This window comes from Streptomyces roseochromogenus subsp. oscitans DS 12.976 (assembly GCF_000497445.1).
GTDB lineage: Bacteria > Actinomycetota > Actinomycetes > Streptomycetales > Streptomycetaceae > Streptomyces > Streptomyces oscitans.
Window position 1 is genome coordinate 5971612 of the sequence record NZ_CM002285.1, and the last position, 15396, is coordinate 5987007.

At 71.3% G+C, this 15396-nt stretch carries 11 protein-coding genes and 1 pseudogene; 3 read left to right on the forward strand and 9 right to left on the reverse strand.

Annotated features, from left to right (window positions below; genetic code table 11):
- Nucleotides 1-127: 127 nt before the first annotated feature.
- The 4 genes from M878_RS75415 to M878_RS75430 form a co-directional block, all read right to left on the reverse strand.
- Nucleotides 128-1804, reverse strand: coding sequence for a glycosyltransferase family 2 protein (locus tag M878_RS75415; protein WP_023550082.1), 1677 nt, complete (start codon nucleotides 1802-1804; stop codon nucleotides 128-130).
- Nucleotides 1801-4032 carry a CDP-glycerol glycerophosphotransferase family protein gene (locus tag M878_RS75420; RefSeq protein WP_023550083.1) on the reverse strand — a complete coding sequence of 744 codons (2232 nt, stop codon included), beginning with the start codon at nucleotides 4030-4032 and terminating at the stop codon, nucleotides 1801-1803. The genes M878_RS75415 and M878_RS75420 overlap by 4 nt, the downstream gene beginning before the upstream one ends.
- A gap of 129 nt (nucleotides 4033-4161) precedes the next feature.
- Nucleotides 4162-4974 carry an ABC transporter ATP-binding protein gene (locus M878_RS75425; protein WP_023550084.1) on the reverse strand — a complete coding sequence of 271 codons (813 nt, stop codon included), beginning with the start codon at nucleotides 4972-4974 and terminating at the stop codon, nucleotides 4162-4164.
- Nucleotides 4967-5878, reverse strand: a complete 912-nt coding sequence (locus M878_RS75430) for an ABC transporter permease (RefSeq protein WP_023550085.1) — start codon at nucleotides 5876-5878, stop codon at nucleotides 4967-4969. The genes M878_RS75425 and M878_RS75430 overlap by 8 nt, the downstream gene beginning before the upstream one ends.
- Before the next feature lie 218 nt (nucleotides 5879-6096).
- Between M878_RS75430 and M878_RS75435 the strand changes: the two genes are divergently transcribed.
- Nucleotides 6097-6723, forward strand: coding sequence for a TetR/AcrR family transcriptional regulator (locus tag M878_RS75435; RefSeq protein ID WP_031225776.1), 627 nt, complete (start codon nucleotides 6097-6099; stop codon nucleotides 6721-6723).
- A gap of 199 nt (nucleotides 6724-6922) precedes the next feature.
- Here M878_RS75435 and galE read toward each other — a convergent pair whose 3' ends face one another.
- The 3 genes and pseudogenes from galE to M878_RS75450 form a co-directional block, all read right to left on the reverse strand.
- Entirely contained in the window at nucleotides 6923-7903 is a 981-nt protein-coding gene (galE, locus tag M878_RS75440) for a UDP-glucose 4-epimerase GalE (protein ID WP_023550087.1), read from the reverse strand.
- A 58-nt stretch (nucleotides 7904-7961) separates the two neighbouring features.
- Nucleotides 7962-9650: a glycosyltransferase family 2 protein gene (locus tag M878_RS75445; RefSeq protein WP_023550088.1), complete on the reverse strand. Its 1689-nt coding sequence runs from the start codon at nucleotides 9648-9650 to the stop codon at nucleotides 7962-7964.
- A 68-nt stretch (nucleotides 9651-9718) separates the two neighbouring features.
- Nucleotides 9719-10986, reverse strand: a pseudogene (locus M878_RS75450) (glycosyltransferase 87 family protein).
- Nucleotides 10987-11227: 241 nt separating this feature from the next.
- On the opposite strand from M878_RS75450, the gene M878_RS48885 reads away from it, so the two are divergent.
- Nucleotides 11228-13036, forward strand: a complete 1809-nt coding sequence (locus tag M878_RS48885; RefSeq protein WP_209445656.1) for a glycosyltransferase family 39 protein — start codon at nucleotides 11228-11230, stop codon at nucleotides 13034-13036.
- 128 nt (nucleotides 13037-13164) lie between these two features.
- Here the strand turns inward: M878_RS48885 and M878_RS75455 are convergent, their stop codons facing one another.
- The gene (locus M878_RS75455) at nucleotides 13165-13737 is read right to left on the reverse strand and encodes a MarR family winged helix-turn-helix transcriptional regulator (protein ID WP_051430117.1); all 573 of its coding nucleotides are present in this window, start codon (nucleotides 13735-13737) and stop codon (nucleotides 13165-13167) included.
- A gap of 131 nt (nucleotides 13738-13868) precedes the next feature.
- On the opposite strand from M878_RS75455, the gene M878_RS75460 reads away from it, so the two are divergent.
- Nucleotides 13869-14282: an organic hydroperoxide resistance protein gene (locus M878_RS75460; RefSeq protein ID WP_023550093.1), complete on the forward strand. Its 414-nt coding sequence runs from the start codon at nucleotides 13869-13871 to the stop codon at nucleotides 14280-14282.
- Between the two features lie 112 nt (nucleotides 14283-14394).
- On the opposite strand, the gene M878_RS75465 is transcribed toward M878_RS75460, so the two are convergent.
- Nucleotides 14395-15396: CDP-glycerol glycerophosphotransferase family protein (locus M878_RS75465; RefSeq protein WP_023550094.1), on the reverse strand; the 1002-nt coding region annotated here is incomplete at its 5' end.

The following is a 15396-nucleotide window of genomic DNA, read 5'->3' on the forward strand; positions in this document are numbered from 1 at the left end:
CGGTCCGGGGGCGGTTCTTGCCGGCACAGCTGCGCAAGCGTGAAGGGGCGCGGGGAACTGCGTGGTCACCACTGACCCGCAGTTCCCCGCGCCCCTTCGGCACAACGGCGCTTGGAAAACCGGTGTCTTACCTGAGCACGCTGGACAACAGCTTCGCCGCCTTGCGGATGCGCGGGCGCGCCACCCGCTTGACCACCGGACGGATCACGCGGGCCGTGACTCCCACCGGGCGCCAGCGGAGCTGCAGGCGGCCGGGGTTGCGGCCCTCCGGTTCGATGGTGAGCTCGTGCGGGGCCGCACCGGAGCGGTAGTCGATGCGGGCCGTGAGCGTCGGGAAGGACAAGGGGGCCAGCAGCAGGCCGGAGTTGGACAGGCCCTGCTGCTGGAGGCGGATCAGGGGGTGGCGTACGCCCGCGAAGCCCTGGAGGGGCAGCGGGGCCTGCGTCAGATCCAGGTGGACCTCGCCCTCGAAGAGACCGGGACGGATCGGGTTCAGACGGAACGGGACCGTCATCCGGCGGTTGCCGGGGGACAGGATCAGGCTGGCACGCTGCGGGCCGACCGGCAGGCGCAGGCCCGGGTCGTACGTGCGGATCGCCAGGGTGAGCGAGGCACCGGGACCGGGGGTCAGCTCCGTGATCTCATGGCGGAACTGCGCGCTCGGGAACGGGCGCGTGTCCAACTCCAGGTCGGACACCTCCAGTTCGCGGCGGGCGCGGTCGTCGGAAGGCACGCTGTCACCCCAGTACGGCACTCCGGACGCGTCGGCCGTGACCTGCCTCGGCGCCACGCCGTTCCCGAGCCCGCGGGCCGCGCATCCGGCCTCCTCCAGCCGGCCCTCCCGCAGCAGCTCCAGGACCACCCGCTCGGGGCGGGGGAGACGGGCGTACGCACCCGGGGACAGGGTGTCCAGGTAGGGGTTCATGATGTCCGCGAACGCCCGCAGCCATTCCTCGTCCCGGTAGGGCAGGTCGCCCGCGTACATCCGGAAGTCGTGCTTGAGGAACTTGTAGTCCTTGTCCTCGCGCAGCCCCGCGTGCCCGCTCTCCACCAGGAAGTCGTCGATCAGACGCTGGACATGCACCCGGTCGCGGACGTTCGTGACCTTGTGCCGCTGGTTGGAGATGGACGCCGCGGCCGCGGCCGCGAACGGGTCGATGTACCAGACGTACACCGGGTCCGGGATGATCGTGAACGCCTGCGCCAGGCAGTACGCCTGCGCCGAGAACAGCTGGTCCTCGTAGTGGATGCCCTCCGGGAAACGGAGTTCGTGCCGGTCCAGGAAGGAGCGGGCGTACATCTTGCTCGTCGACAGGTGCTCGAAGAGGAGCCGCGGGTCCGCGTCGATGCCCTCGACCGTGCGGCGCTCGGCCACCAGGTGCGGCATCCACGTCGTACGGCGGCCGTTGTCCACCCGTACCCGCCGTACCGCGCCCATGGTGAAGTCCACCTCGCGCTCGCGGTGTGCGGCGAGCAGCAACTCGACCGCGTTCGGCGGGAGTTCGTCGTCGCTGTCGAGGAACATCAGATACGGCGCCCGGGCGATGTCGATGGCCCGGTTGCGCGGGGCGCTGCAGCCGCCGCTGTTCTCCGGCAGGCGGAGGTAGCGGACGCGGTCGTCCTGTGCCTCCAGCTGACGCGCCACCGTCGGCGTGTCGTCCGTGGAGTGGTCGTCGCTGATGATGATCTCGATGTTCGCGTGCGTCTGCGCACGCAGCGAGGCGACCGCCCGGGGCAGGCGCTCCGCGTCGTTGAAGACGATGACGGTGACCGTGACGTCCGGGGTCGTCGTGGTGGTCGTCATGCCGAGGCCTCCTCGGGGGTCGGGGCGGGGGTGCGTTCCTCGAGCGGGATCACCGGTGGCAGGGCCTCCTCCGGCTCGCCCAGGAACACCCGTCGTACGACCCGTTCGGCGGCGCGCCCGTCGTCGTACTCACAGAACCGGCGCCGGAAGGCGGCCCGTGCCTTGGCGGCGCTGTCGTCGCGCCAGGCGCCGGAGACGAAGATCTCCGTCAGTTCCTCCTGGGTGCGGGCGACCTGTCCGGGGTGTTCGGACATCAGGTCGAAGTACACGCCCCGGGTGGTCCGGTAGGTCTCCCAGTCGTCGGCGTAGACGACGATCGGGCGGTCGAGGTTGGCGTAGTCGAACATGATCGACGAGTAGTCCGTGACCAGCGCGTCGGCGGCCAGGCACAGCTCCTCGACGGGGTCGTAGGAGGAGACGTCGATGATCCGGCCGGAGCGGCGCAGTCCGGTCAGCGGGGAGGCCGCGCCGCCGTAGAAGTAGTGGGCGCGGACCAGCAGGACCGTGTTGTCACCGAGCCGGTCGGCGAGTTCGGCGAGGTCCAGGCGCGGGGTGAAACCGGCCTCGTAGTCGCGGTGGGTCGGGGCGTACAGGACGGCCGTCTTGCCGCGCGGGATGCCGAGGCGTTCGCGGGCGGCGCGGACGTCGGCGGCCGTGGCCGAGTAGAAGACGTCGTTACGCGGGTAGCCGTAGTCCAGCGAGGTGTAGCGGGCCGGGTAGGCGCGCTCCCACATGCGGGTGGTGTGGCCGTTGGCGCTGACGCTGTAGTCCCACTTGTCGATGCGGCCCAGCAGGGCGTCGAAGTCCAGGCCCTTGGCGGCGGCCGGGTGTTCCATCTGGTCCAGGCCCATGCGCTTGAGCGGAGTGCCGTGGTGGGTCTGGAGGTGGATCGCGTCGGGGCGCTTGACCACCGCGTTGGGGAAGTTGACGTTGTTGACGAGGTACTTGGCGGTGGCCAGGGTCTCCCAGTAGCGGCGGGTGCCGGGGATCACATGGTCCGTGCCGGGCGGCAGCAGGGCCTCGTTGCTCTTCGACACCACCCACACCGGGTGGATGTGCGGGGCGAGTTCGCGGAGCTTGGCGGCGATCGCGGCCGGGTTGCAGGCCACTCCGCGCTCCCAGTAGGCGGCGAACACGGCCAGGTTGGGGTCGATCGGCTGGCTCAGGGCGTGCCGGTACTGCTGGTCGCGGAGCTTGGCGCCGACCTGCTTCTTACGCGTCCGTACGGCCTTCTTCGCGGCGCGGCGGGTGCGGTTGACGGCCTGGAACGCGCGGTACTTGGTGTAGGCGCCCTCCTCCAGCAGCGCGTGCCGTACGCCCTCCACGCCCGCGGGGCGCTCGTGGTACTCGGGGCGCCAGCGGACCGCGGCGAGGGAGGCCCGGCGGAAGAACTCGCGGGCCACCGCGTCGGGCAGGTTCTCCCCGGCGAAGGTGCGCACGAGGTCGCGCATCATCAGGTCGTACACCACCGTGCGGGCGGCGCGGCGGTCCTTGGCGAGCGCGAGCAGCGACTCGTAGCGCTCGATCAGCGCGAAGCGGTCCTCGGGGGCGCGCGGCGGCAGGCTCTCGGGGCGCAGTTCGCGGTGTTCGTACGCCACCTGGTTCAGGCAGGCGACACGGCCGGCGTGCAGCAGGGCGGCCTGGGCGGCGTACGGCTCGTCGTCGGTGGTGAGGTGCTCCTCGTGCGCCCGCCAGAAGTCGGCGCGCAGGGCGCGGTTGCCGAGCAGCGGGGTGAGGCGCAGCAGGTCGGCGGACTCGTCCAGGGGCTGGCCCGCGCGGCCGACGGCGGCGAGGAGGCGGCCGTCGCGGGAGGGGGCGGCGGCGGTCTGCCAGGTGGTGCTGACGTGGTCGAGGAGGAGGACGTCCACGGCGGCGCTCGCGGCTCCGGTGGTGCCCTCGGCGTCCGCGGCGTCGAGTTCGGCGGTCCGCTCGGCGATCAGCCGGGCGGCGCCGGCCGGCAGGCTGTCCTTGGCGTGCACGAAGTGCAGCCAGCGGCCGGTCGCACGGGCGGCGCCGGCGGCCCGGGCCGCCGCGTCACCGGTGCCCTCCGGCAGCGGTACGACGACCGTCCCGGGGGCGTGCCCCGCGGCGGCCTCCCGTGCCCAGTCGCCGACTGCCGCGACGATCACCTCGGCGTCGGAGTGCGGATGGGCTTCCAGGGAATCGAGCAGCTCTGTCAGATGCCCCTGTGCGTTCGGTCCGTAGACGATGACGCTGAGTTGGGGCATCGCTGTGGACTCCTTTGGTTGATCAGATTTCGGGCGAGAGGAAGACGGGATTCCGCGGCCTGCGGTTTCCCTCACATTAACTTTCAAGCCACCTTCTTACTATGGCTTGCGACACCTTCTGGCGTCGCGCTAGGCAGCCTTCTTGCCGTCGCCCTTCTTGTCGCCGGTGAAGGCCTCGTACTCCTTCATGACATCCTCCGTGGGACCGTCCATGCGCAGCTCGCCGCGCTCCAGCCACAGGGTCCGCTCGCAGGTGTCGCGGATCGACTTGTTGTTGTGGCTGACCAGGAAGACCGTGCCCGCTTGCTCGCGCAGTTCGCGGATCCGGTCCTCGGAGCGCATCTGGAACCTGCGGTCGCCGGTGGCCAGGGCCTCGTCGATGAGCAGGACGTCATGGTCCTTGGCAGCGGCGATGGAGAAGCGCAGCCGGGCGGCCATACCGGAGGAGTACGTGCGCATCGGCAGGGTGATGAAGTCGCCCTTCTCGTTGATCCCGGAGAAGTCGACGATGTCCTGATAGCGCTCTTTGACCTGCTCCCGCGACATGCCCATGGCGAGGCCGCCGAGGTAGACATTGCGCTCACCCGTGAGGTCGTTCATCAGGGCCGCGTTGACGCCGAGCAGGGAGGGCTGGCCGTCGGTGTAGATGTGGCCGCTCTCCACGGGGAGCACGCCGGCGACCGCCTTGAGCAGGGTCGACTTGCCGGAGCCGTTGGTGCCGATGAGGCCGACCGCCTCGCCCTTGTAGGCGACGAACGAGACCTTCTTCACGGCGTGCACCGTGCGCACGCCGGCGGCCTGCTCGGCCTGCTTGCGGCGCAGCATGCGGTTGAGGGCGGCGGTGGCGGAGCCGCGGCCGCCGCCGGTTCCGTGCACCCGGTAGACGATGTCGACGTTGTCGACGATGACGGTGGGGATCTTCTCTTCGGTCTGCTCAGCCACGGCCGTACTTCTCCTCAGCCTTCCAGAAGTAGATGAAACCGCCGACGCCGGCGACCAGGGCCCAGCCGGCGGCGAGCGCCCACACGTGCGGGGGCAGCTGCTTGGCATGGAAGCTGGCGATCAGCGCGTACCGCATGAGGTCGATGTAGACCGCGGCCGGGTTGGTCTCCAGCAGGACCGTGACGATGTGCGGCAGGTGGTCCTTCTTGGTGAGCTTGCCGATGCTCCACATCACGCCGGACACATACATCCAGGTGCGCAGCACGAACGGCATCAGCTGGGCGATGTCCGGGGTCTTGGCGCCCATGCGCGCCATGATCATCGCCATGCCCGCGTTGAACAGGAACTGCAGGATCAGCGTGGGGATCACCAGCAGCCAGGAGAAGGAGATCGGCACGCCCAGGCTGAACAGGATGACGACCAGCGCGGCCATCGAGAACAGCAGCTGCTGGAGCTGCTGGATGCAGAAGGAGATCGGCAGGGCGGCGCGCGGGAAGTGCAGGGCGCGCACCAGGCCGAGGTTGCCGGAGATCGCCCGGGTGCCGACCTGGATCGAACTCTGCGTGAACGTCCACACGAACACGCCGGTGACCAGGAACGGGATGTAGTCCGGGACGCCCTTCTTGGTGCCCATCAGCACACCGAAGATGAAGTAGTAGACCGCCGCGTTCAGCAGCGGGGTCATGACCTGCCAGATCTGGCCGAGCTTCGCCTCGCTGTACTGCGCGGTGAGCTTGGCGGTGGCGAAGGCGGTGATGAAGTGACGCCGGGCCCACAGCTGGCGGACGTACTCGGGCAGGGTGGGGCGGGCGCCACTGACGGTCAGGCCGTGTCGGGCGGCCAGCGCCGCGAGATCGTCGGCCGGGGCCTGGGTGGGGGGCGGTGTGTCGAGGACCTGGCTCACATCCGCTGCTTTCGCTCGGGGGAGGGGGTGCCGCACCCGGCCGGCAGCCGGGTCGCGTCGGTGGTCCATGGTCCGACGTCTCGTCGCTTCGCGCGCTTCCTTACGCTTCTCTTCACGTTCTCTTACGCCGGAACGGGACCGTATCGTCGCAACGGGAGCGTAGAACCAATCGACGTCGGAACGCAACCGTATCGTCGTCACGGCCTATGCTGTGCGTCATGACGACGAACGCCGACGAGCCGCGGACGCCCCAGCGCCGCCGGACCCCTGCGGGGGCCGCCGTACTCCGGGAGGATGTGACCGAAGCCATCCGCGGGGCGGTCTTCGAGGAACTCGCGGCGGTCGGCTACGCCCGGATGTCCATCGAGGGCATCGCGCGGCGGGCGGGTGTCGGCAAGACGGCGGTGTACCGGCGCTGGCGCTCCAAGCTGCACCTCGTCCTGGACGTCGTCTCGGCCATGGCGGTCCTGGGCCTCCCGGTCCCCGACACGGGCTCCCTGGAAGGCGACCTGCGCCTGCTCTACGAGGTCACGTCCCGCGCCCTGCGCCACCCGGTCGCCTCGCAGATCATCCCCGACCTGCAAGCGGAGGCGGCCCGCAATCCCGACATCGCCGACGCCTTCCAGAAGGCCCTGCGGGACGGCCAGGAGGGCGTGGCCAGCAAGATCGTGGCGGCGGCGGAGGCGCGGGGGGAGGTGCGCGCGGGTGTGGATCCCGACCTCGCGCTCGACCTGATCTCGGGCCCCGTGTACTGGCGCGCGGTGGTGATCCGCTCCCCGAAGCTGCCGAAGGGCTACCTGGAGATGCTTGCCCGGGCTACGGCAGGGGCGCTCAAGGCGCTGTGAGGGCGCGCGGGGGTGTGGCTGGGGGTCCCCCAGGCCTTTGAAGCACTGGGGGAGGCATGACTGCGCTGGGACGACGCCGCAGTTCCCCGAGGGGCGCGGGGCTGTATCGATATGCGGCTCCGCCGCGTGGGCGCGGTCAGCCACGGATCACCCGCGGGCGGGGCCTCTCGAAAGGCCCCGCCGTGTCCATCGGCGCTGCCTACGAGCGGGCCGCCTCCGGGTGGTGGCGGAGCCAGCCCTCCCAGGCCGAGGTGATCATGTCCTGGACGTCGTACTTGGCCTGCCAGCCCAGCTCGGTGGCGATGCGGTCGGCCGAGGCGACGACGCGCGCGGGGTCGCCGGGGCGGCGCGGGGTGACGACGGGCGGGCGGTCGTAGCCGGTGACCGCGTTGATGCGGTCGATCATCTCGCGCACGGAGACGCCCTCGCCGCGGCCGATGTTGAGGGTCAGGTCGGTGCCGGGGGAGGAGGCCAGCGCACGGGCGACGGTGACATGGGCCTCGGCCAGGTCGACCACGTGGATGTAGTCGCGCACACAGGTGCCGTCCGGCGTCGGGTAGTCGTCGCCGAAGATGCGCGGCGGCGCGCCCTCGGTGAGCTTCTCGAAGACCATCGGGATCAGGTTGAACACGCCCGTGTCGGCCAGTTCCGGGCCCGCCGCGCCGGCCACGTTGAAGTAGCGCAGCGACGCGGTGGACAGGCCGGTCGCCTTGCCCGTCGCCCGGACCAGCCACTCTCCGGCCAGCTTCGTCTCGCCGTAAGGGGACATCGGTTCGCAGGGGGTCTCCTCCGTCACCAGGTCGACGTCCGGCATGCCGTAGACCGCCGCCGAGGAGGAGAAGAGGAAGGACGGGACCTCCGCCCGCGTCACCGCGTCCAGGAGGATGCGCAGACCCTCCACGTTCTCCCGGTAGTAGTGCAGCGGGCGCTCCACCGACTCGCCCACCTGCTTCTTCGCCGCCAGGTGGACGACCCCGCTGATCTCGTGCTCGGCGAGCGTGCGGGCCACCCGGTCCGCGTCCAGGACGGAGCCGCGCACCAGCGGGACCTCCGCCGGTACGCGCTCGGCGACGCCCGTGGACAGATCGTCGTAGACGACCGTGCGCTCTCCCGCCTCGGTCATCGCCCGTACGACGTGTGCCCCGATGTATCCGGCACCGCCGGTGATCAGCCAGGTCATTGTGCGGCCCGTCTCCTCGTCAGTCGGTCCCCGTGTGTGTCAGTGCAGCGGGGCTCTCTCAGTGCAGCAGTCGGCGCAGCCGGCTGCGTGCCACCTGTACCACCCCGCGCACGCCGCTTGCCACGCGCACGGCGAGTGCGCCGGAGTGCGTGGCGTACGGCTGTACCAGGAGCACGCCGTGCCGGACGCTCGGAACGGCGCGCCTGCTGAGCCGGCCGGCGCCCGTCAGGGCGTGCGCCGTGACGTCCCGCTCCGCGCCGTCCGTAAAGCGTACGGTCAGCTGCAGGTCCCAGGTGCCCGCGCCCAGCACGCCCAGGTCGACGGGCAGCTCGGCCGACCAGCTGACCTGGTCCGTCCCCGCGCCGGAGGGCGTGAGCGGCACCGTCGTGCGCCCGCGTGTGCGCTCATCGTCCCGGGACTGCCACTCCACGTCCACCTCGCGCGGTTCCGCCTCGGCCACCCTGCCGTACATCTCGTGCAGCCGCAGGAGCAGACGCGAGGCACGCGCGCGTGGCTGCAGTTCCGCCTCGACGGCGAGCGGGAGCTTGGCGATCGGGCGGGTCAGGAACGGCGTGAGGGTGACCTGGGGGAGGTCCTCGGACCAGACGGGGACGCCGTCGGGGGTGCGGGCGTAGGGCGGCAGGAGGCGCGCCGGGCGCGCGGCCAGTTCACGCATGCGCGGCAGGTCGCGGGGCTCGGGCGACTCCAGGACGACCCGAGCGAGCAGCCGGCCCGGGGCGCCCGGGTTCAGCTCCCAGTCGGCGGCGTCGTAGTGCGCGAGGTACTCCCGGGTGCGCGCCCACCACGCGCGCTGGTAGTGCGCGTCGCGCAACCCCAGCTCGCGCGTGTACATCCGCACCTCGTGGTCGAGGAACTTGGCCCGCACCGCCCGCGCCAGCTCCTTCTGCCCAGCGCTCAGCAGAATGTCGTACGCCAGCGTGCACGCCTCGACGCGCGCCTTCCAGTTGTCGATGCGATCCCGGTCCAGCGAGAGCGACAACTGCTCGGCGGACCTGCGCACATGCCACAGATACACCCGGTCCGGTATGAGCGCCATGCGCGGGCCGGCGGCCAGCACGCGCGCGGTGAAGACGATGTCCTCGTAGAGGAAGCGGCCGTCGGGGAAGCGGATGCCGTGCTCGCGCAGGAAGTCGGTGCGGTACAGCTTGTTGACGCACAGCGTGTCGTGGACCAGGCGCGGGCGCTGGGAGGGGCCCGCGAGGACGGTGTGCGCCGTGTAGAGGGGCTCCTGCCAGGGCTGTTCACGCCCCGAGGGCAGCTCCCGGCGCACGCACAGCCCGCTCGCGACCTCGGCGTGCGCTCCCGTGGCCGCCGCCAGCAGCGTGTCCACCGCACCGGGCGGCAGCACGTCGTCGCTGTCCAGGAACATCACGTACGGCGTTGTCAGCGCGTCGATCCCGGTGTTGCGCGGGCTGCCGCAGCCGCCGCTGTTCACCTCCCGGCGCACCACCCGCAGCCGGGGCTCGTCGGCGGCCAGCCGGTCCAGCAGCTCGGCGCTGCCGTCCGTGGAGCAGTCGTCCACGGCGATGACCTCGGCGACCGCCGGCCCCTGGGCCAGCGCCGAACGCACGGCGTCGCCCACATGAGCGCGGTCGTTGTAGCCGATGACGATGACACCGACCCGCGCCGCGCGCGGCGATTCGGCGGCGCCCGCCGGATCGGAAGGTGATTCGGCGGCGCCTGCTGTACCGGGTGTGTCGGGTGTGTCGGACGGGTCTGGTCGCATCGGGTCCACGGGCCGGGAGCGTAGGAACGCTCGGTAATACGCTGTTAAGAATATTTGGAAAGCTGATGTTAAGAAAAACTTAGCGCATGGTTCGGAAGGCGGTCAGAACCGGGTCGGGGTTCCGTCGTTGGCACGCTCTTTCCATCCGGCCGTGTCGCTCGCCACAACCGGACGAACGACAGCACAGCCGCTGCCGCCAGGATCCCATTGCGCGCCAGCATCAGCAGACACCCGGTCCAGGTGCCGTCGATCACATCGCCGTAGCGCATCGGGAACTCCAGCGTGGTCAGCGCGGTCGCCGCCAGGACCAGCGCCGCGACCGGCCGCTGACTGGTGTGCCGCGAGGCCACGCACACGGCGGCGAGGCCGACCAGCCAGATCATGTACTGCGGGCTGATCACCCGGCTGGTGACCGTGAACAGCAGCACCGCGCACAGCGCCGCGTCGAACGGTGTGGCCTCGCTCCAGTGCCGCGCCCGCACCCGCCACAGCACCAGCAGCGCGAAGGAGACGGCCGTCAGCGCCAGGCAGGCGGTGGCGACGGCGTGCACATGCGGGCCGACCAGCTCGACGGCGCCGTACTGGAAGCGCGTCTCGCCCGACCAGCCGGCGTGCCGCGCCAGGCTCAGCGCCGTACCGCCGAGCGACTCGATCTGCACCCCGCGTCCGCCCTGCTCCCGCAGAAAGGACAGCGGATGCTCGAACGACACGGCGAAGAAGGCGAGCGTGGCGAACCCGGCGCCGGCCGCCCACCCCCACGCCCCGCGCGTCGCCCGCCCCGGGGCGTGCCCAGCAGCACCAGCGCCGGCCACACTTTCACCAGCGCGCCCAGTGCCGCGAGCACCCCGCCCGCGCGCGGCGAGCGGCCGAGCGCCAGCAGGGAGAGCACGGCCAGGGCGGTGACCTGGACGTCGTAGCGGGCGAGCGGGATGTGCAGCAGCAGCGGCAGACCGGCCGTCCACAGGGCCGCGCCGAGCAGGCTGCGCCCGGGCCGCCTGCCCGAGCGCACCAGGGCCGCCGTGACCAGCGCGTCCGTGGCCAGCGTGAGCATCACGAACGCCTGGAAGTACGTCAGCCACGGCAGCAGGCCCGGCGTCAGCAGCACCGCGCCCGCGCCCGGCGGGTACTGCCACAGGGTGTCGTGCGTCGGGAAGGAACCGTGTACGAGGATGCCGTACCAGGAGGCGTACAGCCGCGACACCTCACCCGCCACCGAGCCGCCGCCGAGCAGCGCGGGGCTGTCGTGGAGGAGCAGCCACAGCATCAGGCCACGCGTGGTGAGCCAGAGAGCGGCGAGGGCGTGGACCGGACCGGAGGTGACACGGAGACGGTTCATCGCATGGGAGCCTAAGCGGCGCGGATGATGTATCGACTTCGATACGCCGTAATGGCCGTTAAAAGGTTGGTTAATCGTACAAGAACGGGCCGTGGTGAACGTCGGGCTTCCTCTGGAACCGCAGTCTCGCGGGGCGGCCGCAGCGACAGCCGTCGTACCGGCCGATGGGGCGACGCACGTGCCGGAGAGCAGGCGGGCCCGGACACGCCGCCGGGTCGCCGTGGGCGTGCCCGCGCTGGTGATGCTCGCGGTCGGGCTCTGGGGGCTCGACCGGGACGGGATGTGGCGGGACGAGGCCGTCAGCTTCCAGGTCGGGCGGCGTACGGTGCCGCAGATCTGGCTGCTGCTGCACGACGTGGACGCCGTACACGGTCTGTACTACCTCCTCATGCACGCCGTCCTCGCCGTCCACCCCGGCGAGGTGGTGCTGCGGCTGCCTTCCGTGTGTGCGGCGGCGGTGACGGCCGGGCTGGTGGCGGCGCTCGGCACCCGGCTGGCCCGGCCGCGCGTCGGGCTGTGGGCCGGGCTGCTCTACGCCGGTGCGCCGATGGCCGGTCACTATGCGCAGGAGGGCCGCTCGTACGCCCTGGTCGCGGCCGGGGCCACCGGTGCGACGCTGCTGTTCGTACGGGCCGTGCAGGGGGGTACCCGGCGGGACTGGTGGGCGTACGGCGCGGTCCTCGGCCTCACCTGCTGGCTGCACGAGTTCGCGGTGCTGCTGCTGTGCGCCCACGCGGGGTCGCTGGCGCTGGCCCGGGCGGAGAGGGTGAGGGTGTGGCGGGGTTGGGGATGTGCGGCCGGTGGGGTCGTGGTCTCGCTGTTGCCGATGGTGTTCGTGTCGCGGGGGCAGGCGGCGCAGGTGGCGTGGTTGCGAAGGCCTACGGCTGATACGGCGGAAGGGCTGCTGCGGGGGTTTCTCGGGCCGGCGGGCGGGGTGTACGAGGTGTGTCTGGGGCTGGCCCTGGTGGGGTTGGTGGGGCTGGCGCGGCGGGGGGAAGTCACCCTTGCGGGGGTGGCGTTGCCGTTGACGGTGGTCCCCCCTGCGGTGTTGATGCTGGTGTCCCAGGTCTCGCCGCTGTATGTCGACCGGTATGTGCTGTACGCGTTGAGCGGGGCGCCGTTGGTGGTGGCGGCGGGGGCGGAGCGGGTGGCCGGGGTGGTGGGGCGGCTGCGGCTCGGCGGCCGTCGTGCGCCCACCGCGCCGAAAGGGCACCCCCAGTTGCACCTCCTCCCGCAGCCCCCTCTCGTCACCCTCACCGGTGTTCTCGCCATCGTGCTCGGCTTTCTGCATCAGCTGCCGCTTCTCCGGGCCGATCGGGACCCCGGCACTCGGGCCGATGATCTGGGGGCTGTCTCGCGGGTGGTGGGGCGGGAGTTGGCGGGTGGGGACGCGGTGGTGTTCCTGCCGGACGATGTGCGGAATGTGGCCCTCGCCTATCCACGGGCGTTCCGCGGGGTGCGGGATGTGGCGCTGGCGGCGGGGCCGGCCGAGTCGGGGACCCTCTACGGGCGCGAGGCCGGGCCGCGTGAGGTGCGGCGGCGGCTGGGGCGGCTGGACCGGGTGTGGGTCGTGGCGGACCAGGATCTGCTCGCCGGGCACTGGATCCCGCGCAGTCCCGTCGAGCGGGCCAAACTCGCCGTGCTGAACCGTGATTTCACCGGGCAGGAGCCGATCCTGCGGGACAGGACGGCAGTACGGCTGTACGTCCGCAATCCACTCCCCGTCGATTCACCCTCTATCCATCCACTCCCTATCCATCCACCCCCCGTCGATCCACCTCCTATCCATCCACTCCCCGCCGGTCCACTCCCCGCCGGTCCACTCCCCGCCGGTCCGCTCCCCGCCGGTCCGCTCGCCTCCGGTTCGCTGTCCGCTGGTTCACTGTCTGCTGGTCCGCTCGCCTCCGGTGCTCTCGCCTCCGGTTCGCTGTCCGCCGGTTCGCTGGCCTCCGGTGCTCTCGCCTCCGGTCCGCTGTCTGCTGGTCCGCTCGCCGCTGGTTCGCTCGCCTCCGGTCTGCTGCCCGGGCGTGCCACGCTCGCGTCGGCTTAGGGCCTGTCCGGCGGATCCTGTCGCAGACATGGGGTCGGCGCGCCCTCCCGCGCTGACTTGAGGGAGCGGGGGCGCCCCCATCGCGTCGACTGCCTCCTCCGCCGTGCAGCTGGCCGCACCTGCCCCGCTCACCTGCGCTGATGAGGCGCCGCCGATGTACTGCGACCTGATCCGCCGGACAGGCCCTGGCCCGCCTCGCGTCCCGCTTCCGCCACCGCCGCCGCGTCCAGTGCCGTCGTGAGCTGGTCGAGGCGTTCGCGCAGGTCGGCGATCCCCTCCAGGTCGAAGCCGGTCGCGCCCATGATGCGGCGCGGCACCTGAAGGGCCCGCTCGCGCAGAGCCGCGCCCTCCTCGGTGAGCCGGACCCGTACCGAGCGCTCGTCCTGCGCGCTGCGCTCCCGGCGCACCAGACCCGCCCCCTCCAGCCGCTTGACCAGCGGGGACAGCGTGCCCGAGTCGAGCCGCAGATGCTCGCCGAGCGCCTTGACGGGCAGCTCGTCCTGTTCCCACAGCACCAGCATCACCAGGTACTGCGGGTAGGTGAGCCCGAGGTCCTTGAGGATCACGCGGTAGACGCCGTTGAACGCGCGGGACGCGGCGTGCAGCGAGAAGCAGATCTGCCGGTCCAGGCGGAGCCACTCGGCGTCGGCGGCGGAGGAGGGTGAAGAGGGTGAGGAGGGCAAGGAGGGCGATGCGGTCATGGGAACCAGGGTAGCTCTTGCGAGCCATTTGATTGTGCACAACTTAATTGTGTGCTCTACTTGTACTCGCAAGCCCGCAACGGACACCGCATCGAGAAGATCGACGAGAAGATCGAGAAGGACGGGTCACCATGGACGCGCTCTACACCGCAGTCGCCACCGCCACCCACGGCCGGGACGGCCGCGCCGTCTCCTCCGACGGCAAGATCGACCTGAAGCTGGCCCCGCCGGCGGAGCTGGGCGGCAACGGCGAGGGCACCAACCCCGAGCAACTCTTCGCCGCCGGATACGCGGCCTGCTTCGGCAGCGCCCTCGGCCTCGTCGGCCGGCAGGCGAAGGTCGACGTCAGCGACGCGGCGGTGACCGCCGAGGTCGGCATCGGCAAGCAGGGCGAGGGCTTCGGGCTGAAGGTGACGCTGCGCGTCGAACTGCCCGACACCGTGGACCAGGAGACCGGCCGCAAGCTGGTCGAGACCGCCCACCAGGTCTGCCCCTACTCCAACGCCACCCGCGGCAACATCGACGTCGACCTTGTCATCGAGTAGTCGAAGTCATCGAGTTCATCGAGATCATCGAGTAGTCGAGTGACCGACCGAGTGGCACACCAGGTGCCGGTCCCCGTCGGCAGGGGCCGGCACCCTCGCGTTTCCGTCCGGCTTACGCAGACGTAAGCGCGTCCCGCTCGGACGCCTGCTCCGGGATCCGTACCGCGCCCGGCTCCGGCATCGGCTCGCCCAGCAGCAGCGTCCGTACGACCCGCTCGGCGGCCCGGCCGTCGTCGAACTCGCAGTACCGGGCCCGGAAGCCCGCCCGCAGCCGGGCCGACTCCTCGTCCCGCCAGCACCCCGAGGCGAACAGCCAGGCCAACTCCCGGTAGGAGCACGCGACATGGCCCGGCGCCTCGGCGGTGATGTCGACGTAGGCGCCCCGGCTCGCGGTGAACGCGGGCCAGTCGTCGGCGTGCACCACGATCGGCCGGTCCAGGTTCGCGTAGTCGAACATCACCGACGAGTAGTCGGTGACCAGGACATCCGCCGCGAGCAGCACGTCCGCCACGTGCGGCTCGTCGGTCGCGTCGACCACGATCCCGCGCCGGGCCAGCTCCGTGAGGCCCATCCCGCGCGCCGGACCGTTCGCCAGCGAGGGATGCAGCCGGACCACGAGGGTGTGGCCCGCGCCGAGGTCGGCCGCGAACCGGGCGAGGTCGACGCGGTCCACGTGCCCGGTACGCCGGTAGTCCCGGCGAGTCGGCGCGTACAGCACCACGGTGTCCGTCTCCGGGATGCCGTAGCGCTGCCGGAAGTCACTGTCGCCGCCGTTCACCAGCACGTCGTTGCGTGGGCTGCCGGTGCGCACCGAGGTGAAGTGGCAGGGGTAGGCCCGCTCCCAGACCAGCTCGGAGTGGCGGTTCGCTACCAGGCTGTAGTCCCAGCGGTCGGCCCGGCGCAGCATCTGCGGAACATCGAAGCCGAGCCGGGCGCCCGGCTTGTCCAGCAGATCGGCGCCCATGTACTTCAGCGGGGTGCCCTGGTGGGTGTGGATGTGCACGCTGCCGGGCCGCTTGGCCAGCGCGCCGGGCCAGTTGACGTCGTTGACGAAGAAGTTCGCCCGCGCGGTGACCTCCAGATAGCGCCGGGAGCCCACGATCACGTGCTCCAT

Excerpts from the sequence above, each read along its gene's own strand:
- M878_RS75415 (WP_023550082.1), bottom strand. The coding sequence starts at position 1,804 with ATGACGACCACCACGACGACCCCGGACGTCACGGTCACCGTCATCGTC.
- M878_RS75420 (WP_023550083.1), bottom strand. The coding sequence starts at position 4,032 with ATGCCCCAACTCAGCGTCATCGTCTACGGACCGAACGCACAGGGGCAT.
- M878_RS75435 (WP_031225776.1), top strand. The coding sequence starts at position 6,097 with ATGACGACGAACGCCGACGAGCCGCGGACGCCCCAGCGCCGCCGGACC.
- galE (WP_023550087.1), bottom strand. The coding sequence starts at position 7,903 with ATGACCTGGCTGATCACCGGCGGTGCCGGATACATCGGGGCACACGTC.
- M878_RS75445 (WP_023550088.1), bottom strand. The coding sequence starts at position 9,650 with ATGCGACCAGACCCGTCCGACACACCCGACACACCCGGTACAGCAGGC.
- M878_RS48885 (WP_209445656.1), top strand. The coding sequence starts at position 11,228 with ATGCTCGCGGTCGGGCTCTGGGGGCTCGACCGGGACGGGATGTGGCGG.
- M878_RS75455 (WP_051430117.1), bottom strand. The coding sequence starts at position 13,737 with ATGACCGCATCGCCCTCCTTGCCCTCCTCACCCTCTTCACCCTCCTCC.
- M878_RS75460 (WP_023550093.1), top strand. The coding sequence starts at position 13,869 with ATGGACGCGCTCTACACCGCAGTCGCCACCGCCACCCACGGCCGGGAC.